This is a genomic window from Oscillospiraceae bacterium (assembly GCA_015065085.1).
In the GTDB taxonomy this organism is placed as follows: domain Bacteria; phylum Bacillota; class Clostridia; order Oscillospirales; family SIG627; genus SIG627.
Genome location: SVQW01000006.1, coordinates 42687 through 68040, shown reverse-complemented (window position 1 = coordinate 68040; position 25354 = coordinate 42687). Strand labels below are relative to the sequence as shown.

Genomic DNA, 25354 nt, shown 5'->3' with positions numbered 1-25354 from the left:
TAAAGATAAAAATGCCTTTGTCCCGAAAGACAAAGGCATAAAAAGACATATTTTGAGCTTTTTTATGAATTTCTCTTTCGGCTCGGAAAAATCCTTGCGGTCAGATATTTTTAATGCTTTGCAATACCTTGTGCTCGGAAGCACCTTGCACTCGGTTTTATGCAACATTATTCTACCACATTCTATAATGAATGTCAATACCAAAAAGAGAATTTGTTAAAAAATTCACAATTCCATAAAACTTGGGAAATTTTCATCCGCGGGGTATATTTTAACCTATGAAGCATACGGGAATATAGCCCACTATTGCATGGTTTTCCGCTGTTACTTCAACAACAACGCGGTTCATGTATTCCAATTTCTCACCTGCGGTTACTTCCAGCTCAAGCGCCGGGGTTCGGGGTGTGTCGGTGTTCAGACGGCATAATGTGACACCGCGGCTGCCCTTTGCCGTAAAGCCTTCGGGAGTGAGAAAACGGAAGTTGAGGGAGTTGGTCTGCTGTGTTTTTGTAAAAAACTTGACGGTGGCTTTTTTGGTTTCAAAAGGCTTTATAAAGGGTGCTTGGGTGTATTCAACGCGTGCGGTAGCGTAAACAAGGTCGATTTCGTAGGAGTAGGGAGACCTGTTGCATAAATCTGTTATGTACTGTTTGCTGTCCATGGGCCACAGCTCATGCTCGTTGCCGTAGTCGGTCTGGCCATCGGTAAACTCCATAGCCCGTGGCTGAGGCCAGTAGGTGCCGTCGCCGTAGAATGGACGCAGTGCGGTATTTACGGAGTTTTCCACCAATGCCATTACCCGGTCGGTAAGCTCGGTACAAGTGGCGGGCACATCGCCTCTGCCCCTTTTGAGAGCAATCGAAACTGTGACAATTTTATCGCCTATATATTCTCTCCAGTCAGAGGGGATTGCGGCTGTTCCGCCCATGATTCCCAGAACGGAGCCTACCGTTGCGGCAGTGCAGTCGGTGTCATCTCCGCAGTTCACGGCGCACAGCAGGGATTTTTTGAAGTCGCCCTCACCGTACAGGAGCCCCAGCACTACGTAACCCAGATTCGCCGGAGCCTGGAACCAGCCCAGATCTTCTGTATCAAGTCGCACCTTTTCACGCGCGTCACGCAGGGAAACTCCGTTGTCGTAGCAGTCAATGGCTATTTTTGCCGCCTTTGCAACACGGCAGTTGTCAGGTATTTTCGAAAAAGCGATGTCAATAAGCTTACGCACGTCCTTTACTACGAAAGCCGCACTTTCAAGAGCGGCGGTGAATATTTCCGCGTAAGTTCCCTCACCCATGCCGTGGTCAACCATGGCATCCTCAATGGCAAGTGCAACGGCGCTGTCTACAATACCGGGGAATAGACATGCCCATATTTCCGAGCGTATCCATGCACCGTTGCTGTGCTTCCATTTTTCGTTGAACAGCTCACCCGAAAGGGGAGGCATGATACCGCGCGCGAGGTTAGCCTTGCAGATGCCGTATTCGTTCCACTCGGGAGTTATTTTTCTCATCCAGTATTCGCCCAGAAGCTGAGAGGTTATGGCACGTGTGCCGTGCTCCTCAACCGCAAGAAGCCACACAAGCTGGAGGTCAAGGTCATCGTTTGGCATAGGCTCACCTTTATCGGTGGTAAAGCCCGTAACGTTCAGAAATCTTCTGTCTCCTTCGAAAGGACCGCCAATGGTTCCGCCGATATTTTTACCCAGCCAGCAGGCGTAGATTTTATCGCGTAATTCCTGTTTGTTTATTCTTATCATGATATTGCTCCTTTTTACAGAGGTAGTAACTATATAATACAGCAAAAAATGGATTTTTCAAGGGCATTATTGCTGTTTGATGATAATATGTAATGCCAAATAAACAATATTCCGTTGACAAAAACGATATTTTATGTTACAATGTACATAGGAGAAGTGTAATTGTCATGAAATACATCCCACTGATTTATACCGCGCTGGAGAAATATGCGCAAAATACACTAAGGCGTTTTCATATGCCGGGTCACGGCGGAGCAATAAAAGACGGTTTTCTGTCGGCTGTGTCGGCATACGATGTGACCGAGCTTAATGAAACCGACAATCTCAGCTGTCCTGAGGGTGTTATAAAAGAAGCGGAAAATCTGGCATCGCAAAAATTCGGCAGCGGCGCAACACTGTTTTCCTGCGGCGGTGCGACGCTTTGTTTGCAGGCGGCGATATTCACCGCGCTTAAAAGGAGACCGCAGGCAAGAGTTTTCTGCCACCGCAGAGTGCATAAATCCGTGCTTAACGCATTTTATCTTATGGGTGTTCAGCCCAAGTGGATAACGGATTATGAGGGTGACTTTTCCGATTGCGACATACTTGTTTTCACATATACCGACTATTACGGAAATATTGTACCTTATGAAAGAATATGTGAAATCAGCCGTAAATACGGCATAATCACCGTGGCGGATAATTCTCACGGAGCACATCTGGCTTTCATGAACAAAGGAATGCTTCATCCCGTAAAGCAGGACATTGATTTTTCGGTGGATTCCTTGCATAAGACCCTGCCTGTTCTTACGGGCGGTGCCTGTCTTAATATAAAGGATAGGGACGATTACGATACCTGCCGTTATGCCATGACGGTTTTCGGCTCCACCAGTCCCAGCTATCTCATAATGGCATCGGTTGACCGTGCACTCAGCGAGGTTGATGAGTGCATTTTTGAAAATACGGCGCAGGTTATACGCGGTATCGAAAAGAGGCTGGGCAGATATTTTATTCATGACAGCGACTCTCTTCACCGCGATCCGTTGAGAATCGTTCTGCGGTGCGAAAATCCGGGAGAGCTGTATAATTTGCTTTACAAAAAAGGCATAAAGTGTGAGTTTTACGATGCCTGCGGTGTGGTGCTTATACCGCCGTACGGCGCAGATGAGCAATATTTTGAACCTCTTGTAAAAGCACTTGAAGAGTATGACGGCGGAATATATTTTCCCACTCAACGCATAAAGTATAAAATACCCGCCGTAAAGCTTTCAATACGGGAAGCATTAACGGCACCCGGCCGTGAAATAACCCTTGAGGAAGCAAACGGAAAAATCAGTGCAAGGGAATATTCTCTTTACCCGCCCGGAATCCCTGTTATAGTACCCGGAGAGGTGTTTGATGATGATATAATAAGCTGTTTAAAAAACAGTTTAAATAAAGTACAAATACTTACAGAAAGAAAGGAAAAAACACTATGAAACTGATAATTGCCATTGTCAATAACGATGATGCTCCAACCGTATCCGCAAAGATCACAAAGGCAGGCTTTAATGTAACAAAAATGGCAAGTACCGGCGGATTTCTGCTCAGCGGTAACACCACCTTCATCTCAGGCGTTGAAGACGACAAGGTGGACGAGGTTATCGATATTATAAAGAAGTACAGCAAGCGCCGTACACAGGCGGCTCCCGTTGATTTTGCCTACACTCCCGCGGCTGTGGGAAGCTTCCCCATGCAGGTTACGGTAGGCGGCGCCACCATATTTGTACTGGATGTTGAAAGGTTTGAAAGAGCTTAAGTGACACCCATCATTCTTAACGAGGATAATCTCAGCTATATGCGGCGGACGGTACAATCCGCCGCCATTCCTCATGCTGTTATAATTGAAGGCGCCGAGGGAAGCGGAAAATACACTCTTGCGCGCCATTTTGCCGCTATGATAAACTGCGAATCGGGAGAGAATGCCCCTTGCGGTGTATGTCCGTCCTGCACAAAGATTTTTAAAGAGGTGCATGCCGATGTTACCTGCGTTGATCTTGCGGAGGATAAAAAGAGCATTTCTGTCTCTCAGGTGCGTCAGGTTATTTCTGAAGCATCGCTTATCCCTTCCGAGGCAAATAAGCGCATCTTCATTATACGCAATGGTCAGGCACTTACCGTTCAGGCGCAGAACGCTTTTCTCAAAATATTTGAAGAGCCTCCCAAGGACGTTATTTTTATAATGCTCACCACCGATAAAAAGCTGCTACTGCCCACGGTGGTATCCCGTGCGGTAACGCTTAAAACACAGCTTCTGCCGCAGGATGTGCTGAAAGCAGAGCTTTGTGCACGAACCAAAAAGGGCGAGGCGGAAACCGAAGCGGCTGTTTCGGTGGCTCAGGGCTCGCTGGGGAAGGCGATGGAGCTTTTAAGCGGTACAAAGATACTCAAGCTTCGTGAAACCGTGGAAAAGTATTTTTCACTGCTTTCAAAACCTGCACCTGTATACGCACTGTGCCGTGAGCTTTCGCCCAATGCTTTTAAGCGGGATGAGCTGCTTATGGTATTTCCGTTTTTTCGTCTTGCTTTCCGCGATATAGCTGTGTGTAAGTGCGGGGGAGGAGCCCCTGTGTTTTTTACCGATACGGAAATTATGAAAAAAGCGGCGGCAAATGTGTCGTCGGAAAATATCATAACTCTTTACGAAAAGACAGATAAGCTGTGCAATGCACTTTTATCGAATATAAATCCATATACGGCAGTGACGGTATTCAATGCATACACCGCCGGATATTTCCGCCTGGGTCAGGCGGGAGAAAAGTAAGTGAACAACTATTTAAGGAACAGATATGGAAAACAACAATAACAACACTCCCGAAAAGGAGCTTACCGGGGCGGCATTTGCCACCTCACATGAAAATAAAAACGAAAACCGTCCTCACCATAACAACGGCGGCAAAAATCATGCGGCTCATGAAAAAAAGCATGACAACACAAAGGCAGATAATGAGATAGCTGAAAAATTGCCGCAGGGCGATGTGGAAATAGTGGGTGTGCGCTTCAAGCCCGTGGGAAAAATATATTATTTTGACCCTAACGGTCTTAAGCTTGAAGGTGAGCAGGGCGTAATTCTGGAAACGGCAAGAGGTATTGAATACGGTACTGTTGCTATTCCCAACCGTATGGTTTCGGGAAACGAAATAGTGTCTCCGCTCAAAAAGATAATACGTGCCGCAACCCCCGAGGACATCAAAAAGCTGGAGAAAAACCGTGAGGTCGAAGCTCGTGCGCGTCAGGTATGGGCGGCTCAGGTGGCAATCCATAAGCTTGAAATGACACTGGTGGATGTGGAGTATACCTTTGACAATACCAAGCTTCTTTTCTACTTTACCGCAGAGGGAAGAATAGATTTCCGTAACTTTGTAAAGGACGTTGCGGCAGTTTTCAAGACCCGTATTGAGCTGCGCCAGATAGGTGTACGCGACGAAGCCAAGCAGATCGGCGGCTACGGTGTGTGCGGACGTGAGTTTTGTTGCCGCACATTTCTGGATGAGTTTCAGCAGGTGTCCATAAAAATGGCTAAGGAGCAGGGGCTTTCGCTTAACTCCGTGAAAATTTCGGGAACCTGCGGACGTCTTATGTGCTGTCTGCGATATGAAAGTCAGGTTTATGAAGAAGAAATAAAGAAAACTCCTCCGGTGGATTCTATCGTGGAAACCCCCGACGGCAAGGGCGTTGTTGTGGAGAGCAATATTCTTGCTGGCCTTATTAAGGTTCGGCTTGATGCCTCCCGCGATACCGCACCGCGTCTGTTCTCGCGTGAGCAGGTGAAGGTTGTGGGTAAAATCAAACGCAACGATAATGCCGAAATAGACGAGGAGCTTAAAAAATTGCAGGATTAAGTCGTAAGGCTTAATCCTCATGTTATAAAGGAGATTTTATGTCACACACTTTTAACGGCAAGTGGCTGTGCGATTCGCGTTTTTTGCGTGAGCCCATCAATGTTCTGCATAAGGAAATGGATAAAACTCCCATTGAAGCAGTTGCAGAGGAGCTTCTTTCACTGCACTGTCTGTTTGTAAAAAAACTGAATATTGATAAAAAATCTCTCGGCAGAATCAAAATGGATATTACCGCCGATGACTATTATAAATTGTACATAAACGGAAGCTTTGTATGTCAGGGACCTGCCATATCATACTATTATCACCAGTACTGGAACAGTGTGGATATAACCGATTATCTTCACGAAGGCGAGAATGAAATTCTTGTTCACGTTTATCACAGCGGTGATATAAACCGTGCCTTTTTCAGTGGCGATATGCGTATGGGCATGATATGTGATTTGTGGTCGGAGGGTGTGCTCATTGCGAAAAGTGACGAATCCTGGCAGTATGCAATTCCCTCATGCTATACGAAGAATCACTATATAGGCTATAAAACCCAGATGCTGGAGGACTATGATTGTACGGCACCTGTTCCTGAATATAAGCCCTGCGCAATAAACGAAAATATTGACTATACCTTTGCGGATGACCCCATTCCGACTATCCCCGTGTACGATAAGGCACCTGTTGCGTCGGAAAAGCTTGCCGACGGCGGTATTTTCTACGATTTCGGCACCGAAATAACCGGTACACTTGTATTTACCGCACTTGGCAAAAAGGGTGATAAGGTCAGGATTCTTTGCGGCGAGGAGCTGTGTGACGAGCCTCAGAGAGTGCGCTACAATATGCGCTGTAACTGCGTTTACGAGCAGTATATGACCCTTGATGACGGCAAATGCGTGTTTGACGAGTACGACTACAAGGGATTCAGATATGTAACTCTTTATCCCGACAACGGTGTGGAAGTATCCGATTTTTACGCCCGTGTGCGCCACTGGTATTTTGATGATGACTACTGCCGTATCGAAACCAACGACAAAATACTGGAAAGCGTTTTCAATATCTGCAAAAACGGTGTAAAATACGGTACTCAGGAGGTGTATGTGGATTGCCCCCAGCGCGAAAAGGGACAGTATGCCGGCGATATGACAATCACCTCCGCCTCTCATCTATGGCTGACGGGCGACAACTTCATGTTCAGAAAAGCCATTGATTCACAGGTGCTTTCCACACGTATCTGCCCCGGAATCATGGCAGTTACCCCCGGCGCTCTGATGCAGGAGATTGCGGATTATTCATTGCAGTTCCCCATACTTGCCCTGCGTGACTATGAGTTTACGGGGGATAAAGAATACCTTAAGAGAAATCTTGAATACAGCGAAAAAATGATGCAGCATTTTGCAAAATTTGCCCGTGAGGACGGACTTGTTCAGGATGTTACCGATAAGTGGAATCTTGTGGACTGGCCGCGTAACCTAAGGGACGATTACGCTCTTAATATAGAAAACCCGATTGCGGAGGGGCTGGGTGTACATAATGTAATAAATGCATTTTATGCCGGCTGTGCCTCGGATATAGACAGAATCAAGAAAATTCTGGGTATCCCGTGCGATGACAGAGCCACCAGGCTCCGTGAGGCGTTCAATAATACTTTCTTCAACAAAAAAACAGGTCTTTACACCGATACACCGACCGCTGAACATTCCTCCATACATTCCAATATGGTTCCCATATATTACGGCTTACAGCCTGAGGGCAGTGAAAAGGCAATAGGGGACTGGCTGGTTGACCGCGTGAAGGACGGAATTCCTTGCGGTGTGTATATGTCTTATTTCCTGCTTAAGGGTCTGTGCAGATTGGGCAGATATGACGATGTATATAAAATTCTCACTTCTCAAGCGGAAAACTCCTGGTACAACATGGTTCGAGAGGGCGGAACAACCTGCTTTGAGGCGTGGGGTGTGGATAAAAAGTCGAACACATCGCTTTGCCACCCATGGGCATCGGCACCTGTATCAATAATTATAGAGGATATTCTCGGATACCGCTTTGACGGAACTCGCGGCAAAAGCCACATTCCGCAGGGCGTAAAAATTGAACTTGTGAGAGGTAGATAAAATGATAAAATATTCATTAGAGTGTCTTGATAAGGTAAAAAGAGCTCATTCTTATAAGAATATTTTCAGCATTCTCTGTGAGCACGGCAACCGATCGGCACTGGAATTCAAAATTGAGGACGAAATAAAGATAATAACCTTTGAACAGATGGAATTCGTCGCAGAATATGTTGCGGACAAGCTTATAAAATACGATATTCCGAAAAATTCATTTATAGCTTTAAAGCTTGAAAACTGTCCGGAGTGGATAGCTTGTTACTGGGGCATACTTATGGCAGGCCACCGCCCGTTTCTTATGGATTACCGCCTGACACCCGAAAACAGCGCTTACTATTTCGAACATACGGGTGCAAAAACCGTAATTACGGGAAATGACACCGTTTTCGGTGAAAATATAACCACAATAAATGCCTTTACTCAGCTTCTCTCCAAGGACCATACAGAACTTTACAACGCCGCAAATGTTACCAAGGAGGGCACGCTGAATGAGCGCCTTGACGCTTATGACTGGGGCGATGAAATGGCAATGTGCACCTCGGGTACGACAGGAGGCTCAAAAATATATACCTACAACGGCGAGGCGCTGGGATATCAGATACTTTCTGCCCGTCCCGTTATTGAGGCAAACGAAAGAGTTTCCTCTGACCGCACCATGAAAAATCTGGCATTTCTGCCGCTTCACCATATTTTCGGCTTCATGGCGTGCTATCTGTGGTATTCCTTCTTCGCAGGCGCACTGGTGTTCCCGAAATCTCAGGCGCCCTCTGTGCTTTTTGCCACCTGCAAGGAGCATAAGGTGACACATCTGCTTGCTGTTCCTTTGCTGGTAAACAGCATTGTAAAGGGTGTACGCCGTCAGCTTTCGGATAAACCGAAATATGTAACGGTACTGTTCAATTTTCTTTGCAATGTCAGCATATTCTTGCAGAAAATCGAGCCCGAATGGGGCATAAGCGTAGCCAAAAAGCTGTTCAAGGGTCTTGTGTTGGACAAATTGGCGGGCGAGTCTCTTGAGGTTATAATTTGCGGCGGCGGACACGTACTGCCGGACTGTATGCGTACCATCAATGCCATGGGCTATTATACTCTGTGCGGATTTGGTATGACTGAGGTTGGTATCACCTCCCTTGAATACCGCAGAAGCATCAAAAAGCGTCTTGCGGGATGTGTGGGAGTTCCCATCCCGTCGGCGGAATACAAAATTGTTCCTCTTGAGGACAGCAACGATGCCAATGTGGGTGAATTGTACATACGCGGTAAATCCATTCACAGCGGACGTATAAAGGACGGACAGGTTCTGCCTCCCGATGTGGATGAGAACGGATGGTTCAGAACCGGTGACATCGGACGTCTTGACAGCGAAGGTGCATTGTATATTGAAGGCAGGGTAAAGGACGTAATAATCAACGAGTCGGGCGAAAATGTTTACCCCGATGAGCTGGAGGATTACTTTGAGGGCTTTGACGGTATAAGCCAGTTCACCGTAGTGGGAATAAAATCTCACAAGGATGACAAATACGAGAATATCTCGGTAGTTTTCAAAACCGACCGCAAGGAATTGACCGAGGAGTACAAAAAGTATCTCGTGGACGAGGTTATGCTCAGAAACGACAAGCTTCCGTTCTACAAAAAGGTTACATCTGTTTACGTCACCTGCGAGGGACTTCCCCTTTCGGGAAGCATGAAGGTAAAGCGTATCGAGACCAAGCGCCTGATAGAAAACGGCGAAGGAGCATATGTCTGCCTTAAAAGCAAAAAGGAAAAAGCGAACGTCTGACAAACGAAACATCCCGAAACGGTTTTGCCGTTTCGGGATTTCAGACTCTCGAGAAAGTTGTGATACCGCGACGGAAAAATATATTAAAAAAAGACGAAAATAAATCAAAAAACAAATTAACAGCAGGTGATACATCGAATATCACCTGCTGTTTGTCGCTTTTTGCCGCTTCAAGCCTTATCGTACCTTTGTACGCCGACAGGCTTAAATCAGCAAAATATCCCTGACTTTTCGAAAGTCTCACAGCGTGTCGATAGGTTTATCGACACGCTGAAATCCCGAAACGGCAAAACCGTTTCGGGATTTTGTTTTAGTTTTATTTCTTTTTGAAATCAATGTTCAGAAATACTATTGCACCCAGCACAAGTGCTATGCCCAGCCAACCGAATAAGTCCGGAAATTCGTCGAAGAATATCATTCCGCATACCGTAGCGACGGCAGGCTCTACCGAAGCCACAATGGAAGCTTTACCGGATTCCAGCCGTTCAAGCCCTGCCGTGTACAGCAGATAAGGAAGAAATCCCGTGCAGATGCCCATTGCAATGCATGACAATATAAGTGAAGGCTGTTCGGATATTACAGATACGACAGGGCGCAGATCGGTAATAATAAAAAGCCCTGCAAATGCAAAAGCAAAGGTGTAAAGCGTTATTGTCATTGAGGAATAACCGCGGTTGATGGCAAACCTGCCGAAAATACTGTATAAAGCGTATGCAAAGCCTGACATCAGCCCGAAGCCCAGTGCGTCGGGAGCGATTTTAACTTCGCTGCCCGAAAGAATACCTGTGACAAACACGCATCCGATAAATGCCGCACACAGGCACAACACCTTCTGAAGCGTCATTTTTTCCCTGAACAGCAGTGCCGACATTACCATTACCATGATGGGTGCGGTATATAAAAGTATTGCCGCCACCGACATTGAGGTTTTTTCAATGGCGGTGAAATAGCAATAGCCGAACAGCGCCAGGCTGACTATTCCCGTGCCGAAAAAACACCACAAATCTTTTGGTTTTACTCTGAAAGAGCCTCTGTCTGCAATCAGTGCCGATACAGCCATGGCAACAGCCGAGACCGCTGCACGCACCATAATTATGTGCAAAGGGGAAAAACCCGACACCGAAAGCCCCCGCACAAAAACACCCATAAAGCCCCACAGCACCCCTGCCATGAAAACGAGTGCTGAGCCGATAAGTCCTTTTTTCATGATTATAACCGTCCTTAAAAATACTTTCGGTATTTTACCACTTTTTGAACGGTTTGTCAATTATAAATTTACTATTGACATACTTTGTGTTTGGTGATAAAATAAAGTATAATGTTTCATGAATAAACGAATGTTCAGTACAAAGGAGAAAAAAATGAAAAAATTACTGCTTCTCACGCTCATCCTTTGCCTTGCGGCTTTGTCCGTAAGCGCTGTGGATTTTCCCGATATGCCTGAGGACTGGTCCGCTCCCGCGCTTAAGGCGGCTGTGGAAAACGGTCTTATAGGAGGCTCCGACGGCGGACTTCTTCTTCCCGAGGATAATCTGACCCGTGCCGAAATGGCAACGGTTATGGTACGTGCCTTCGGCGGCAGCGATAAAGCGGATATTTCTGCATTTACCGATGTCCCCGAAACAGAATGGTACTATGAATACATGGCAAAAGCTGTTAAAATGGGTCTGTTCAACGGCGACGGCAATAAGCTTAACCCCGACGATGCCATTCTGCGTGAAGAAGCATTTGCCGTAATTGCACGCGCACTTGCGCTTTCCGACGGCGACGTTGCCGTTCTTGAGAAATTCAAGGATACGGCAGAGGTTTCCGACTGGGCTAAGGGTGCGGTAAGTGCACTTGTAAGCGCGAAGTACATAAACGGTTCGGGCGAATTCATTCAGCCTCAGCAAAAGATTACCCGCGCCGAGTTTGCACAGGTGATGTATAACATTTTCGGTAAATATATAAGTGCCCCCGGCACTTATAACGAGGATATTGAGGGCAGTGTTATCATATCAAGCGACGGTGTCACTCTCGAAAACTGTACCGTAAAGGGTGACGTTATTGTTGCGGACGGTGTTGTTATCGGCATTGCACTGAATAATATTTCCGTAGAAGGACGCATAGTTTTCAGAGGCGGAAACGCCAACACCATGACGGAGATTTATTCCGACAGAATTGCCATGCCCATTTCCGGTACGGTGGTAAATCACGATATGTACGGAACTCTTATCGGAGGCAAGGATTTCAGTGTAATGAAATATATCCGTCTTGCAAATCCCGAGGGCTTTTTGTACGAGGACGGCAAGGTCATTTCTCCCGACGGTCCTGTTATGAAGTATAAGGATATTGAAATTTCTTTCGGCCTTTTCAAATACTATTACAGAGCATTTCTCAGCCAGGTAGACGGCGGAAACAATGAGATATGGAAACAGGTTAAAAAAGAAATGCCCGAGGATTACGCAGCAATGACCAAGCAGCTTAAGGACAGTGTGGCACAAACTATTATCCAACAGCACATCGCTCTTCCGGTTATGGCACGCGAAAACGGAATTGTTATTGATACTCTCAGAAAAAAAGCGGCAGACAGCGTTGCACAGCTTGAAATGCAGTACGCGCAGTACGGTGTAAGCCTCAGCGAGCTTATGGCAGAGCAGGGCATTACCGCCGATATGCTTATCGAAATGGAAACCGCTTCTCTTGTGGCGGCTGAGCTTGGCACCTTCCTTTACTGTGACGATAACGGAGAAATCATTGTAGACAAGAAAAAAATCGGCACATATATTGAAGAAAAGGGATACATGAGAGCACAGCATATACTCGTTGCTGATGAGGCAACCGCAAATGAGGTGCTGGAAAAGCTTGATAACGGCGAGGATTTCATGGCGCTGGTTGAACAGTATAACACTGACCCCGGTATGACTGAGGAGGGCTATTTATTCTGTGACGGCGAAATGGTGGTTGAGTTTGAAACTGCCTGCAAACAGCTTGAACCGGGAAAAATCAGCACACCCGTGCAGACAACCTACGGCTACCATATAATAAAGCGCCTTGAGTTAACCGATGCCGATTATTCCGCACTGGCAGCAGATATTTCGGCTGCAGAGCTTGGCGAAAAGATGGCTTCCTTTGCAAAAAAAGTGGGTATTGAAGTGATATATTCCGAAATCTTCGACATGGCTGAGCCTGCAAATCTTTATTAATGTATAATAACATTTTTCAAACGCATCATAACGTAAAAGGAGGATAAACCATGAAAATTAAAAATGATTTACTTCGTCTTGCCGACATAATGCGAACAACGTATATTCAAAAGGATATAAAATTGCGTCTTTCGCTTTTTAAAGGTGAGCATGACCCTGAGCCTAAGAGCAAGTCGGTGGGATTTTCGGTAAAAATGAATCTTGCCGAAGCCGCCGCAATCGGTGCCGGTGTGGCACTGGCGGTTGTGGCAATATCCGAATGCCGTCAGAAAATATGTGAAAACCGCGCACTCAAAAGGCTTCTTGAAGAAAAAGAAGAAAAGGAACTCAATTTTTAACTTTTTTAAAACTTTTTCATTCATATCTTTACAACAGGAAAATTATGTGTTATAATACACAATGTGTATCAGCGCAGTGTAGGGACAACGGAACATTATCGTTGTTCACCCGCCCTATGCCGGGCTTTTACATTAAAAAAATAAAATCTTTATGATGAAAGGTGAACAAAAATGCTGAAAGACGAAAAGCAAACAATTATCTCTACCTACCGCACTCACGAAACCGATACCGGTTCTCCCGAAGTGCAGATCGCGATTCTTACCTCAAGAATCAACGCTCTCAACGAGCACCTCAAGGCTAACAACAAGGACCATCACTCCCGTCGCGGTCTTCTGAAGATGGTTGGTCACAGAAGAAACCTTCTCAACTACCTTATGAAGAAGGATATCAACCGTTACAGAGCAATAATCGAAAAACTCAACATCAGAAAGTAATCAGACACTTTGGGGGTGTGGTGTACTACCACATCCCCAAAATTGCTGAATTGAGTGTTTTTTAACCCGTAAAAAACGGCGCGCACAGCGATTAGCAGTTAAAAAAATGCCCGAACATTTCGTTTTTCGGACGTTTTTCTAAGTGCTAATACAGTGTGTTGCCGAAAAAATAAAAGAAAGGCAGAAAAAATTATGTCAGAAATGTTCAAAGACCTGGTTTTTGAAAACCATAAGACTTTCGAGTACACTCTTGCAGGCCGTCCCCTCGTTATCGAGACCGGTAAAATGGCTCAGCTTGCCAACGGCTCCTGTCTGGTTCGCTACGGCGATACCGTTATTCTCGCTTGCGCTACCGCAAGTGCAAAGCCCCGTGACGGAATTGATTTTCTCCCTCTGTCCGTGGATTTTGAAGAAAGACTTTACTCGGTAGGTAAAATTCCCGGCGGCTTCCTCAAGAGAGAGGGACGCCCCTCCGAAAAGGCTATTCTTACCTCCCGTGTTATCGACAGACCTATCCGTCCTCTTTTCCCCAAGGATTTGAGAAATGATATCTGTCTGTCCATGACCGTTCTGTCCGTTGACCAGGACAATTCCCCCGAAATCGCCGCTATGATAGGCGCTTCTGTTGCGCTTTCTATTTCCGATATTCCCTGGAACGGTCCTATTGCAGGCGTATTCATGGGTATGGTAGACGGCGAATTGGTTATCAATCCCAACGAAAAGCAGAATGAGGTTTCCACCCTTCAGCTTACCGTTGCAGGCTCCCGCGAAAAGGTCGTTATGATTGAAGCAGGCGCCAAGGAAGTTAACAACGATGATATGTATAAGGCCATTATGATGGCTCATGACGAAATCAAGAACATTGTTGCTTTCATTGACTCCATTGTTGCCGAAGTAGGCAAGCCCAAGTTCCCCTACGACTCCTGCGAGGTTGACCATGATATGTTTGATGCTATTGCAGAATTTGCAGAGGAAGATGTTAAGGCCGCTCTTGATACCGACGACAAGAACGTACGCGATGAGCGCCTCCAGCCCATCATTGATGCTATCCACGAAAAATTCGACGAAGTATACCCCGAACAGGGCGTTATGATCGACGAATGTATCTATAAACTTCAGAAGAAAATTGTCCGCCGCTGGTTGCTTGATGAAGGTAAGCGTGTTGACGGACGCCGTATGGACCAGATAAGACCTCTGGCGGCTGAAGTAGGTCTGTTCCCCAGAGTTCACGGCTCGGGTATGTTCACCCGCGGTCAGACTCAGGTTATGACCATTGCTACTCTCGGCCCCGTAGGCGATCAGCAGATTCTTGAGGGACTTGACAACGACGAGTTCAAGAGATATATGCATCACTACAACATGCCTGGCTACTCGGTAGGCGAGGCAAAGGCTTCCAGAAGCCCCGGACGCCGCGAAATCGGTCACGGTGCACTGGCTGAACGTTCACTTCTGCCTGTAATCCCCTCTGTTGAGGAATTTCCCTACGCTATAAGACTTGTTTCCGAGGTTATCTCCTCCAACGGTTCTACCTCTCAGGCTTCTGTCTGTGGCTCAACCCTTGCTCTTATGGATGCAGGTGTTCCGATTAAGGCTCCCGTTGCAGGTATCTCCTGCGGTCTTATCACCGAGGGCGAGCGCTGGATGACTATGATAGACATTCAGGGTCTTGAGGACTTCTTCGGCGATATGGACTTCAAGGTTGCAGGTACTAAAAACGGTATCACCTCCATTCAGATGGACCTTAAGATAGACGGTCTTACCCCCGAAATCATCCGTAACGCTCTGGATACCACCTATGCGGCACGTCTTGAAATCCTTGACGATATAATTCTCAAGGCTATCCCGGCACCCCGCGAGGATGTATCTCAGTATGCTCCCAAGATGATTACCACCACCATTGACGTGGATAAAATCCGTGAGGTAATCGGTCCCGGCGGAAAGGTAATCCAGAAAATCGTTGCCGACACCGGTGCTAAGGTTGATATCGAGGATGACGGAAGCATCTTCATCGCCGCTGTTGATAAGGAAGCAGGCTACAAGGCTCTTGCAATGATTAATGCCATTGCAAAAGACCCCGAAATCGGCTCTGTTTACAACGGTAAGGTAACAAGACTTATGACCTTCGGCTGCTTTGTAGAGTTCGCTCCCGGCAAGGAGGGACTTGTACACATCTCCAAGCTGGATAAGAAGCGTGTTGAAAAGGTTGAGGACATCGTTCAGGTAGGCGACATTATCCCTGTTAAGCTTATCGAAATCGACGACAAAGGAAGAATAAATCTGTCCAGAAAGGACGCTCTTCCTGCCGAAGAATAACCGACTTAGGACATTTCCGGAATACACTAATTTAATATGACTAAACGCATGGGGCGGCTGTATGGGCATTATGCGGCGTCGGGCAGAATTTTCTGCACCGATGCCGGTCCGTGCGGCGTCCCATTCGGAGTTTAAGGAATAAATGAAAAAGGTAACCGTTTACACTGACGGAGCCTGCTCGGGAAACCCCGGCGCAGGCGGATATGCCGCGATTTTGCTGTATAACGGCAAAACCAAGGAAATAAGCGGCGGCGAAAGAGAAACCACAAATAACCGCATGGAGCTGTGCGCACTTATTGCAGGCCTTGAAGCTCTCAAAGAGCCCTGTGAGGTGGAGCTGTACAGTGATTCAAAATACGTTATAGATTCCATCACCAAGGGCTGGGTCTATTCCTGGCAGAAAAACGGATGGATAAAGTCGGACAAGAAGCCTGCATTGAACAGAGACCTTTGGGAAAAACTATTGGCACTGCTTCAAATTCACAAGGTTTCTTACGTCTGGGTCAAGGGTCACGCAGGTAACATCTATAACGAAAGGTGCGACAAATTGGCTGTTGAGCAGTCCATGCAGTACAAATAAGAGCGAAAACAATTAACATTAACATAAATGCAGTAAACCGCAAATTCTGCAGGTTTAAAAGAGAGGTTGACGAAAATGTCAAAGTTTGTATACGCCGATAATGCGGCGACAACAAAAGTATCACACCAGGTTATAAACGAGATGGTTCCGTATCTCTGCGAGAACTACGGCAATCCGTCCAGCCTTTATTCAAAGGGACGCGAGGCTAAGGCGGCACTTGAAAATGCCCGCGAGAAAATAGCATCCCTCATCGGCTGTCAGCCTAAGGAGCTGTATTTCACCTCTTGCGGAAGCGAATCGGATAACTGGGCAATACGCGGTATTGCCGAAAGAAATGCTGCAAAGGGTAAGCATATAATCACCTCCGCCATTGAGCACCATGCCGTGCTTCACACCATGAAGGCGCTGGAGAAAAAGGGCTATGAGGTAACATATCTGGGTGTAGGCACAAACGGTATTGTGGACGTTGAAGAGTTCCGCAAGGCTATCCGTCCCGACACCATTCTTGCAACTGTTATGTACGCGAATAACGAAATCGGCACAATTCAGCCCATAAAGGAGCTTTGTGAAATTGCGCACGAAAACAAAATTCCTTTCTTCACCGATGCGGTGCAGGCTGTGGGTCATGTTGATATAGATGTAAATGAGCTGGGTGTTGACATGCTGTCTTTCTCGGGCCATAAGTTCGGAGCACCCAAGGGAATAGGCGCTTTATATATTAAGAGCGGAACACTCATAAACAATCTCGTAGAGGGTGGCGGCCAGGAAAAACGCAAGCGCGCAGGTACCGAAAACGTTGCCGGCATTGTGGCAATGGCAAAGGCGCTTGAGCTTGCTCTGAAAAACGGCAAGGCAAAAAGAGCGTATATCAAAAATATGCGTGATAAGCTTATTGACGGTCTTCTGGAAATTCCTTACACTCGTCTTAACGGCGACAGGGATAACCGTTTGCCGGGTAACGTAAACGTTTCAATTGAGTTTATCGAGGGCGAAAGTCTTATATTGTGGCTGGATATTATGGGCATCTGTGTTTCCACAGGCTCGGCTTGCTCCACCGCATCTCTTGATCCGTCCCACGTACTGCTTGCCATCGGCTTGCCTCACGAGGTGGCGCACGGCTCTCTGCGCATAAGCATAAACGAGGACAATACCCCGGAAGAATGTGACTACATTCTTGAATGCGTTAAAAATACGGTGGAAAAGCTTCGCGCTATGTCACCGCTTTATAATAAATAATCCTTTAAACGGACAGGCAAAAAACTTAATATATTCCCTGACAGCAGTGTTTGAGCACAGGCAACCCCATGAATTTATTTAATTTTGGAGGACAAATTTATGAGCCGTGTAAAACATTTGGTAATGTTGGTATTCAAGCTGTTTCTTGTGGTTTTATGCTTTGCGGCGGCAGCTGTAATGACTGCGCTTCAGAAGCTGCCCACCTCGACCTTTGAGGACCTGAATGGTCGTATGTCACTTGAAAATTGCGAAATAATGGTGATGGACACTGATTTTGGCGAAACGGGCGCATCTCTTTCATATGAGATTGTTGACGGAAAAATAGTTTTTGACCTTGTTCAGAGCGGGGAGAATTATGATGACGTAAATGTTCTCATAACCTATCCCGTATTCGGTTATGACGCTACTGCTATGAGGGAGTATCTTTATGAAACTCTCGGCGATAAGGCGGCTGATGAAGAGGTTTACCTCAAAGCTATGCAGGAAGGTCCATGGAGAAGCAAATATACTTATTCATTAACAGGTGAAGAGAACGAAAATAAGATTTATTATACTCTCACCGATCCCGATTCCGATGAATACATAAAGGAAGCAGTGGGTGAGAGCAGTTCAAAGAAGGCGTATATAAAGGATATGTATGCCGAAAATGGCGAGAATCTTACATTTATGCTTACCTTTGGTGCACCCGGAAAGGGCGCACTGCCGTCGGGAAGATATGTTTTTTCTGCCGACCTTGGTGTGAGCGGTTTATATGATGAGGATGCTCCACAGCTTACCTCATCCGCAAAAATGAAAATTTTCACCACCACCTGCACACAGGCTGTCAAGGACAGAGGGCTTGGTATTTTCAGTGTGGATAGCTGGGTTAATCTCTACAGCGTTGTGGTGCTTATCGGTATGTTTATCTATATCTGGCGCGACCTTCGTTCTGTGGCGAAGATCTTCTGTGCACTGATGGAGTCCATGCCGGAGGGTATCAGTGTAATTGTCAAGGTGTATGTTAACGGTGTCTGTGTGGACGATTACAGCATTATAGAAGGCGGACCGTCGGCAATAGCCGCACTTTTCCTTACGCTCATATGCTATGTTGCGTTTGTTCTTACATATCCTGTCCGTATACTCATCCACCTTGTACGTGATATAGTGTACCTGTTCATGGAGGATTACGATATTGACGGGTATTCAATTACCGGAAACACACTGGGAAGCGTTGGCGTTTATGTTACGCTGTTCGGAATAGGCGGACTTATGAGTGCAAGATTTATTATCGGCGGTATTTGCACTGTTGTAGGGCTTGCAATGTGCATAGCGGCCTACATACTGTGTAAGCGGTGCGAGGAATACGCATAAACAGTAAATTATAAAAGGAGTTTAAAATATATGTACAGCGAAAAAGTTCTTGACCATTTCCAGAATCCCCGTAATGTGGGTGAAATAGAAAACGCCTCCGGCGTGGGTGAGGTTGGTAACGCCAAGTGCGGCGATATCATGAAGATATTTCTTCAGATTGACGAAAACCGCATTATAACCGATGTTAAATTCAAAACCTACGGATGCGGTGCGGCTATTGCAACATCCTCCATGGCTACTGAAATGATTAAAGGCAAGTCAGTGGACGAGGCACTGGAATTAACCAATAAAGCAGTTGTTGAAGCACTGGACGGTCTGCCTGCACCCAAGATACACTGCTCTGTACTTGCCGAAGAGGCTGTAAAGGCGGCTATCGCGGATTACTATCGTAAAAACGGTTGGGAAGTGGATTTTGAGACCGGCTGTGATGGTTGCTGCGACCATTGCGATAAGCACTGATATGAAGAATAAGATTTTAGTCGGACTGTCGGGAGGTATTGACAGCACGTACGTGTGTAAATATCTCTCCGAGCAGGGTCATGAGGTAGTGGGAGCATTCCTCAAGTTTCATGAATACGCCGATATGAGGGATGCCGAGGCTGTTGCAAAAAAGCTGGGCATCCCTTTTGTTACGGCGGATTATACAAAGCTTTTTGACGATGTGGTGAAAAAGAATTTTGTCGACGAATACACCTCGGGACGCACTCCCAACCCCTGCGTTATATGTAACCGCGAGGTTAAATTTCGCGCGCTTATCGAGCAGGCGGATAAATACGGCTGTCAGCTTGCCGCTACGGGACACTACGCAAATATTGTGTGTGAAAACGGTAATTATCTATTAAAATGCGGTGCCGATATGCGTAAGGACCAGAGCTACGTGCTGTGGAATCTGAAACGCGAAATGCTTCCGAGACTTGTTATGCCTATGGGCACATTTGAAAAGGAAGCTGTCAAAAAGGAGCTTTTCGAGGGAGGAATACTTCCCGAATCCACCGAGGAAAGCCAGGAAATATGCTTTATCCCCGACAATGACTACATTTCGTGGCTGGAAAACATAAAAGGCAAATTTCCCGAAGGGGATTTTGTGGATGCAGACGGCAAGGTTATCGGCACTCATAGCGGAATTATCCGCTACACCATCGGACAGCGCAAACGTCTGGGTGCTTTCGGCAGACCTGCCTTTGTATCAGCGATAAATGCGGATAATAACACTATAACCATCGGCTTTGGCGATGAGATAATGCAGGATAAAATAAAAGTTGAAAGCCTTAATTTTGTTTCCTGCGAGCCCTTTGAGGGCGAGGGCGAATTTATGGTAAAGCCCCGTTATAAAGCACCACCGACTCTTGCGCATGTAAAAATACAAAACGGCATGGCGCATGTAGAGTTTGCTTCCCCCGTGCGTGCGCCTGCTCCCGGACAGTCGGCAGTGTTCTATAAAGATGATGTTCTTATGTTCGGCGGACTTATAAAATAAAAGAGGTATAAATCATGCAGAATCGTGCACTTGAATTATTGAAAACCTGGTGCGATACTCTTCTGACCTATCGCGTATCAAGCCATTCACCCAAGCTTGACGGGGCAATTCTTTGTCCCTGCTGTCACTCCATCCACGGCAGAATTGCCGATCTCACATTCCCGCTCACTTTGCTTTATGCGAAAACCGGGGATGAAAAATACATAAATGCTGCCGACCAACTTATCGACTGGACGCAGAGAAATCTGAAACGCCCCGACGGAAGCTGGAGAAACGATGCGGGAAATCAGTGGAAGGGCATTTCAGCGTTTTCTGCTATGTCGGTAGGGGAGGCAATATATAATTTCAGCGACGTTATCCCAACCGATATCAAAGAAAAATGGATGAAGGTGTTTTTACAGCTTACCGAGTTCCTTTACGATTTCTTCCCCAAAATAAAGCCCGTAATCAACTATTACACCGGAACTGCCTGTGAAATGGCACTGGCGTGGAAGCTGACGGGTAACCAAAAGTATCTTGCTATGGCACAGCGCATCCAGTCCGTGTGCTTCAGAAACTTTGACGAAAACGGACTTTTGTACGGCGAGGTGTCGGAGTGCGGAGACATAGGTTTTGTCACCGAGGGCGGATGCCATTACATAGATATGGGTTACAACATGGAAGAATCCTTGCCCATGCTGGTTAGATATTCACTGCTGACGGGTGAAAACAAGGAGTTCTACCGTGACAGATACCGTGACCAGCTTGAGTTTTTACTGGCTGATGGCGGTATTGACGATTCGTGGGGATCGAGACACAACAAATGGACCTGGTGGGGAAGCCGTACTTGTGACGGCGCACTGGAGGGTCTTGCACTGCTGGCGGACGAGCCGATTTTCGCAACAGCCTGCGAAAAGGTGCTTGGTATATATGAAAAAATGACGGTGGACGGACTGCTTTCTCTGCCCATGGCAAAAGAGGCGGACGAGCCTACTTGTCTGCACCACTCATTCTGTCATGCCAAGGCACTGGCAGTGCTTGCGCTGGCTGAGAATGTTACCGCACAAAGAGCCGAGCTACCCTGTGAAAAGAATTACGGCATAAAATTTTTCCAGAACAGTAAGCTTGCATTGGTATCACATAACGGCTGGCGTGCTACCGTCAGCGCGGTAGATACACTTTACACCAAGGGCTGTGAAAACGGCGGCGGAAATATGACTCTTTTAATGCATGGCTTGACTCCCGTGTGTGCCGCCACCATGCGCCGTTACAGCCAGGTAGAGCCGGCAAATATGCAGATGCTGAGAAATTCCGACAGCGTTCCTTGCATGACACCGAGGCTGGACTTCGGTGACTATGACAATCTGACTGAAAGCGGCATTACACTTGAAAAGACCGCACCCTGTGAGGTATGCGCGAAAGGCAAGGACTGGAACATAAAGTACAGCTTTGGCGAAAAGGTTATTATTGATGTTTCAAGCGAGCGTAAAGCAAACTTTATGCTTCCTGTTGTCAAGTCGGGTGAAATAAAGCTTCTTGAGGATGCTGTTGAAGTGGGAAATATACGTGTAGAGGCGAAAGGAATTAAATGCAATTCCGTTCCGATGTTCAACCAGGTGGGCGGATTTTTGTGGTACACTCTTGCGGTTGAAGTAGATAAATTGGCTGTTATTACAATATCCGCAATATAGTTTATATTGGTTTTGGTTCATTTTTTGTTTGTTTTATTGACATTTCAATACAAATATGTATAATAGTTATATATTCTTAAATAAAGAATCCAGGAGGACATTATTATGCCTTACACACTTTACGGCGACGGCGTCCATGACGATACTGCCGCGATACAGGAAATGATTGATAATTCATGTGAAGTGGTTCTTCCTGCTCCCAAGGAGCACTACCTGATTTCCAAGCCCCTTGAGCTTCATTCAAACTGCTCTCTGGTGCTTCCCCGCTATGCCGAAATCCGTCTTGCACCCATGTCCAACTGCGTAATGCTCAAAAACGTTACGGTTGATGCTGACGACGGAGGAGAAATTAAGGGCCTTTGCTCGTACCTCAAGCTTTATTCGCACGATGCACCTTGTCAGAATATCGAAGTAAGAGGCGGTATCTGGAATTTCAACAACAAGAATCAGAACCCCAACCCGCTTTCCTGCGGTAAATATGAGCCCAGAGGTTACAGCGGCTTCGGTATGCTGTTCTTTAATGTGGATAACCTGAGAATGTCCGACATGACAATGAAAGACCCCTGCAACTTCTGCGTTTCGCTGGATACGGTATCTCACTTTAAAATAAGCGATATTACCTTTGATTTTAACGATGGAAATCTCTACCAGAGCAATATGGACGGTCTACATGTTATGGGTCACTGCCATGACGGTACCATTGAAAATCTATACGGCACCTGCTATGACGATATAGTTGCACTTAACGCGCAGGAGGGCTCCTGCGGACCTATTACCGATGTAACGGTTCGCGGCATCTATACCAAGGGCTCTTACAGCGCTGTCAGAATGCTTACCGCATGCCCCGAGGCACCAATCCGCAATATACATGTTACGGATATACACGGTACCTTCTATCATTTCGGTATATCTCTCCAGCATTATTACGGAACAGGCAAGCGCGGTATACTTGAAAATATCACTATTGATAATATTTATGCCGCAAAGTCAGACAGAGACCTTGTAAAATTCTATATGGTGCATAAGTACCGTAAGTACGGTATCATTGATGTTGAAGGTCAGAATGATATAAAGAACCTTACCGTCAGAAACGTTCACCGTGATGAGTACATTGATGATACCGCTACCATACTGATGTTCGAGGATGCTGTTATAGAAAACCTTGTGCTTGATAACATCACCTCTCATAACTACACCTCCGCCGAGTCAATCCCGCTGATTAACAGCAAGGCGACAATTAACGGTCTCAGAGCCGAAAATCTCTACGAGGACGGAAAAAAGATTTCCTTTGAGGGATAATAAAACACAAAAGGCTGTAAAACTCATTTTTGAGTTTTACAGCCTTTTTTTATTGTAAATTTATATTTTTCCGATTTCTTTTACAAGCTTTTCGGCGGTTGCAAGGTCCTCGGGAGTGTTTACACCCAGAATTTCATAGCTGTTTTGTGAAGCGTATGACTCAACATTCAGACCTTCTTGTAACATTATCATGGGTACGTCAGTCAGATACTTTTCACCCTGATTGTTGTTGTAGCCTACTTTTTCCAACGCTCTGAACATGGCTTTTGCGTCGAAAATATATGTTGCGGCGTTGTATTCGCAGATTTCAAGCTGTTCGGGTGTGCAGTCCTTGTGCTCTACAATACCGGTCAGCTTTCCGTTTTCGTCATGAACCATTCTTCCCAGTGCAAGACCCTTTTCACCAATGCAGGAGAGGATTGTGCAGGAATTTTTATTTTTTCTGTGCTGTTCTATCATGGCAAGAATAGTGCTTTTTTCGATAAGCGGGGTATCTCCGCAGATGACCACCAATTCACCGTCATAGTCCTTAAGACCCTCGTAAGCGCATTCGACAGCATGACCCGTGCCCAGCATTTTGTCCTGAACGGGGAAATTATAACCTCTGTCCTTGAATGCCTCTATAATTTTTTCCTTTTCAAAGCCTACAACTATATGTATATCCTTTGCATCGATAAAATCAATGGTTTCGGTAACATATCCCAGAAGCGGCTTTCCGCACACAAGGCGCATTCCTTTGGGAATATGGCACTCCTCAGAAAGAAGTCGTTTACCTTTGCCTGCGGCAAGAACAATAGCTTTCATATTTTTTACCATACCTTTCAAAATAGCATTTTTTATGTATTTGCATAGTATATTACAGAGTAAGCTCTGATTTTGCTCAAATATATTAATGGAGTGATTATTATGCCGATATATGAAAAAGACCCGGTGTTTGCCTGTGCTTGCACAGCGTACGGCTTTAAAAGCCTTTTTGACAGCATATTCGATCCGGAAAAATATAAACGCGTTTACATTCTGAAAGGCACCTGCGGAAGCGGAAAATCCGCACTTATACGAAAAATAGCCCGGGAATGCAGGGAGCGCTCAAGCGAATATGAGCTTTTTTCCTGTTCCTTTGACCCTGATTCTTTCGACGGCATAATAATCCGTTCTCGGGATACCTGCATTGTGGATGGCACATCTCCGCATATCACCGAGCCCAAATACCCGGGTGCGGTTGAAATTGTGCTCAATACCGGCAAAGCGGACGAAAACGCACTTAAAGAAAGACGCAATGAAATAATAGACCTTTGTAAAAAAAGCAGTGCCGCTTTCGGCAAAAGCTACTCATTTCTGCGCGCCTCTCTGGAGCTGGAAAATTCCTATAATAATATTATAACAGAAAATTTCCGGTTTGACAAGATGTTTTGCGCAATTAAACGCTTTTGTGACCGTGATTTTGTGCGCGGAACGGGTTTTATTCGGGAAAACCGCCTTATAAATGTGATATGCAAGGACGGCTTACATAAAAGCGGGGCATTTCTCGGGCGTGCTTCAAAGAAATGTCTTGTGCTGGATAAGCCGGGTGGAGCTTATCTCGCCATGGAGGAAATTGTCAGTACGGCGGCACGGTACGACCAGCCCGTTACGGTTTCGGTTTCTCCGTTGGATTTTGAAAAAATAAACGGTGTATGGCTCCCTGAACTGGATATGGCGTTTGGTATTGAAAACGAGTGCGAGAGCCGTGATGACTGGTATCATGTTTTCAATATGGCGCGTTTTACCGATAAGGTAACGGTGTCAAGATCAAAAAACAAACTGAGATTTCTTAATAAGTGTAAGGATAAGCTTATTCTCCGCGCCGCCGATTCCATGGCTGAGGCATATTTTGCACATATGGAATTGGAGAGTATTTATAACGCCAATACAGACTATTCGGTAAACAATATACTGTATGAAAAGCTGGTAAAGGAAATATTCGGGTAACAAAAACC

At 46.0% G+C, this 25354-nt stretch carries 21 protein-coding genes; 18 read left to right on the top strand and 3 right to left on the bottom strand.

Annotated features, from left to right (window positions below; translation table 11 throughout):
• Nucleotides 1-271: 271 nt before the first annotated feature.
• Entirely contained in the window at nucleotides 272-1756 is a 1485-nt protein-coding gene (locus E7588_05820; protein MBE6688778.1) for an ADP-ribosylglycohydrolase family protein, read from the bottom strand.
• A gap of 92 nt (nucleotides 1757-1848) precedes the next feature.
• On the opposite strand from E7588_05820, the gene E7588_05815 reads away from it, so the two are divergent.
• Genes E7588_05815 through E7588_05790 form a run of 6 tightly spaced genes read left to right on the top strand, consistent with a single transcriptional unit; the run spans nucleotide 1849 to nucleotide 9495 of the window.
• Complete coding sequence (locus E7588_05815) at nucleotides 1849-3213, top strand: hypothetical protein (protein ID MBE6688777.1); 1365 nt, start codon at nucleotides 1849-1851, stop codon at nucleotides 3211-3213.
• Nucleotides 3210-3533 carry a transcriptional regulator gene (locus E7588_05810; protein MBE6688776.1) on the top strand — a complete coding sequence of 108 codons (324 nt, stop codon included), beginning with the start codon at nucleotides 3210-3212 and terminating at the stop codon, nucleotides 3531-3533. Before E7588_05815 ends, E7588_05810 begins: the two co-directional genes overlap by 4 nt.
• Nucleotides 3534-4538: a hypothetical protein gene (locus tag E7588_05805; GenBank protein ID MBE6688775.1), complete on the top strand. Its 1005-nt coding sequence runs from the start codon at nucleotides 3534-3536 to the stop codon at nucleotides 4536-4538.
• Between the two features lie 25 nt (nucleotides 4539-4563).
• Nucleotides 4564-5616 (top strand): stage 0 sporulation protein, encoded by a 1053-nt coding sequence (locus tag E7588_05800; GenBank protein ID MBE6688774.1) that lies wholly within the window; start codon nucleotides 4564-4566, stop codon nucleotides 5614-5616.
• A 38-nt stretch (nucleotides 5617-5654) separates the two neighbouring features.
• The gene (locus tag E7588_05795; protein ID MBE6688773.1) at nucleotides 5655-7718 is read left to right on the top strand and encodes an alpha-L-rhamnosidase; all 2064 of its coding nucleotides are present in this window, start codon (nucleotides 5655-5657) and stop codon (nucleotides 7716-7718) included.
• Between the two features lies 1 nt (nucleotide 7719).
• Complete coding sequence (locus E7588_05790; protein ID MBE6688772.1) at nucleotides 7720-9495, top strand: acyl--CoA ligase; 1776 nt, start codon at nucleotides 7720-7722, stop codon at nucleotides 9493-9495.
• Nucleotides 9496-9811: 316 nt separating this feature from the next.
• Here the strand turns inward: E7588_05790 and E7588_05785 are convergent, their stop codons facing one another.
• Complete coding sequence (locus E7588_05785) at nucleotides 9812-10702, bottom strand: EamA family transporter (GenBank protein ID MBE6688771.1); 891 nt, start codon at nucleotides 10700-10702, stop codon at nucleotides 9812-9814.
• A 118-nt stretch (nucleotides 10703-10820) separates the two neighbouring features.
• Between E7588_05785 and E7588_05780 the strand changes: the two genes are divergently transcribed.
• The 11 genes from E7588_05780 to E7588_05730 all read left to right on the top strand — a co-directional run bounded on the left by E7588_05780 (nucleotide 10821) and on the right by E7588_05730 (nucleotide 23378).
• On the top strand, nucleotides 10821-12680 hold the full coding sequence (locus tag E7588_05780; protein ID MBE6688770.1) for a hypothetical protein: 1860 nt from the start codon (nucleotides 10821-10823) through the stop codon (nucleotides 12678-12680).
• Between the two features lie 50 nt (nucleotides 12681-12730).
• Entirely contained in the window at nucleotides 12731-13018 is a 288-nt protein-coding gene (locus E7588_05775; GenBank protein MBE6688769.1) for a hypothetical protein, read from the top strand.
• A 171-nt stretch (nucleotides 13019-13189) separates the two neighbouring features.
• Nucleotides 13190-13453 carry a 30S ribosomal protein S15 gene (rpsO, locus tag E7588_05770; GenBank protein ID MBE6688768.1) on the top strand — a complete coding sequence of 88 codons (264 nt, stop codon included), beginning with the start codon at nucleotides 13190-13192 and terminating at the stop codon, nucleotides 13451-13453.
• Nucleotides 13454-13654: 201 nt separating this feature from the next.
• Entirely contained in the window at nucleotides 13655-15766 is a 2112-nt protein-coding gene (locus E7588_05765) for a polyribonucleotide nucleotidyltransferase (protein MBE6688767.1), read from the top strand.
• 142 nt (nucleotides 15767-15908) lie between these two features.
• The gene (gene rnhA, locus E7588_05760) at nucleotides 15909-16346 is read left to right on the top strand and encodes a ribonuclease HI (protein MBE6688766.1); all 438 of its coding nucleotides are present in this window, start codon (nucleotides 15909-15911) and stop codon (nucleotides 16344-16346) included.
• A gap of 75 nt (nucleotides 16347-16421) precedes the next feature.
• Nucleotides 16422-17582, top strand: a complete 1161-nt coding sequence (gene nifS, locus E7588_05755) for a cysteine desulfurase NifS (protein ID MBE6688765.1) — start codon at nucleotides 16422-16424, stop codon at nucleotides 17580-17582.
• 99 nt (nucleotides 17583-17681) lie between these two features.
• Nucleotides 17682-18932 (top strand): hypothetical protein, encoded by a 1251-nt coding sequence (locus E7588_05750; GenBank protein ID MBE6688764.1) that lies wholly within the window; start codon nucleotides 17682-17684, stop codon nucleotides 18930-18932.
• A gap of 30 nt (nucleotides 18933-18962) precedes the next feature.
• Nucleotides 18963-19391, top strand: a complete 429-nt coding sequence (nifU, locus tag E7588_05745) for a Fe-S cluster assembly scaffold protein NifU (protein MBE6688763.1) — start codon at nucleotides 18963-18965, stop codon at nucleotides 19389-19391.
• The gene (mnmA, locus tag E7588_05740) at nucleotides 19357-20409 is read left to right on the top strand and encodes a tRNA 2-thiouridine(34) synthase MnmA (GenBank protein ID MBE6688762.1); all 1053 of its coding nucleotides are present in this window, start codon (nucleotides 19357-19359) and stop codon (nucleotides 20407-20409) included. The genes nifU and mnmA overlap by 35 nt, the downstream gene beginning before the upstream one ends.
• A 14-nt stretch (nucleotides 20410-20423) precedes the next feature.
• Nucleotides 20424-22079, top strand: a complete 1656-nt coding sequence (locus E7588_05735) for a hypothetical protein (GenBank protein ID MBE6688761.1) — start codon at nucleotides 20424-20426, stop codon at nucleotides 22077-22079.
• A gap of 105 nt (nucleotides 22080-22184) precedes the next feature.
• Nucleotides 22185-23378 (top strand): hypothetical protein, encoded by a 1194-nt coding sequence (locus E7588_05730; GenBank protein ID MBE6688760.1) that lies wholly within the window; start codon nucleotides 22185-22187, stop codon nucleotides 23376-23378.
• Between the two features lie 60 nt (nucleotides 23379-23438).
• On the opposite strand, the gene E7588_05725 is transcribed toward E7588_05730, so the two are convergent.
• A complete protein-coding gene (locus E7588_05725) occupies nucleotides 23439-24194 on the bottom strand; it encodes a UDP-N-acetylglucosamine diphosphorylase (protein ID MBE6688759.1) in 756 nt (251 codons plus the stop codon).
• 90 nt (nucleotides 24195-24284) lie between these two features.
• Here E7588_05725 and E7588_05720 point away from each other — a divergent pair, with 90 nt between their 5' ends.
• Entirely contained in the window at nucleotides 24285-25346 is a 1062-nt protein-coding gene (locus tag E7588_05720; GenBank protein MBE6688758.1) for a hypothetical protein, read from the top strand.
• The last annotated feature ends 8 nt before the right edge of the window (nucleotides 25347-25354 follow it).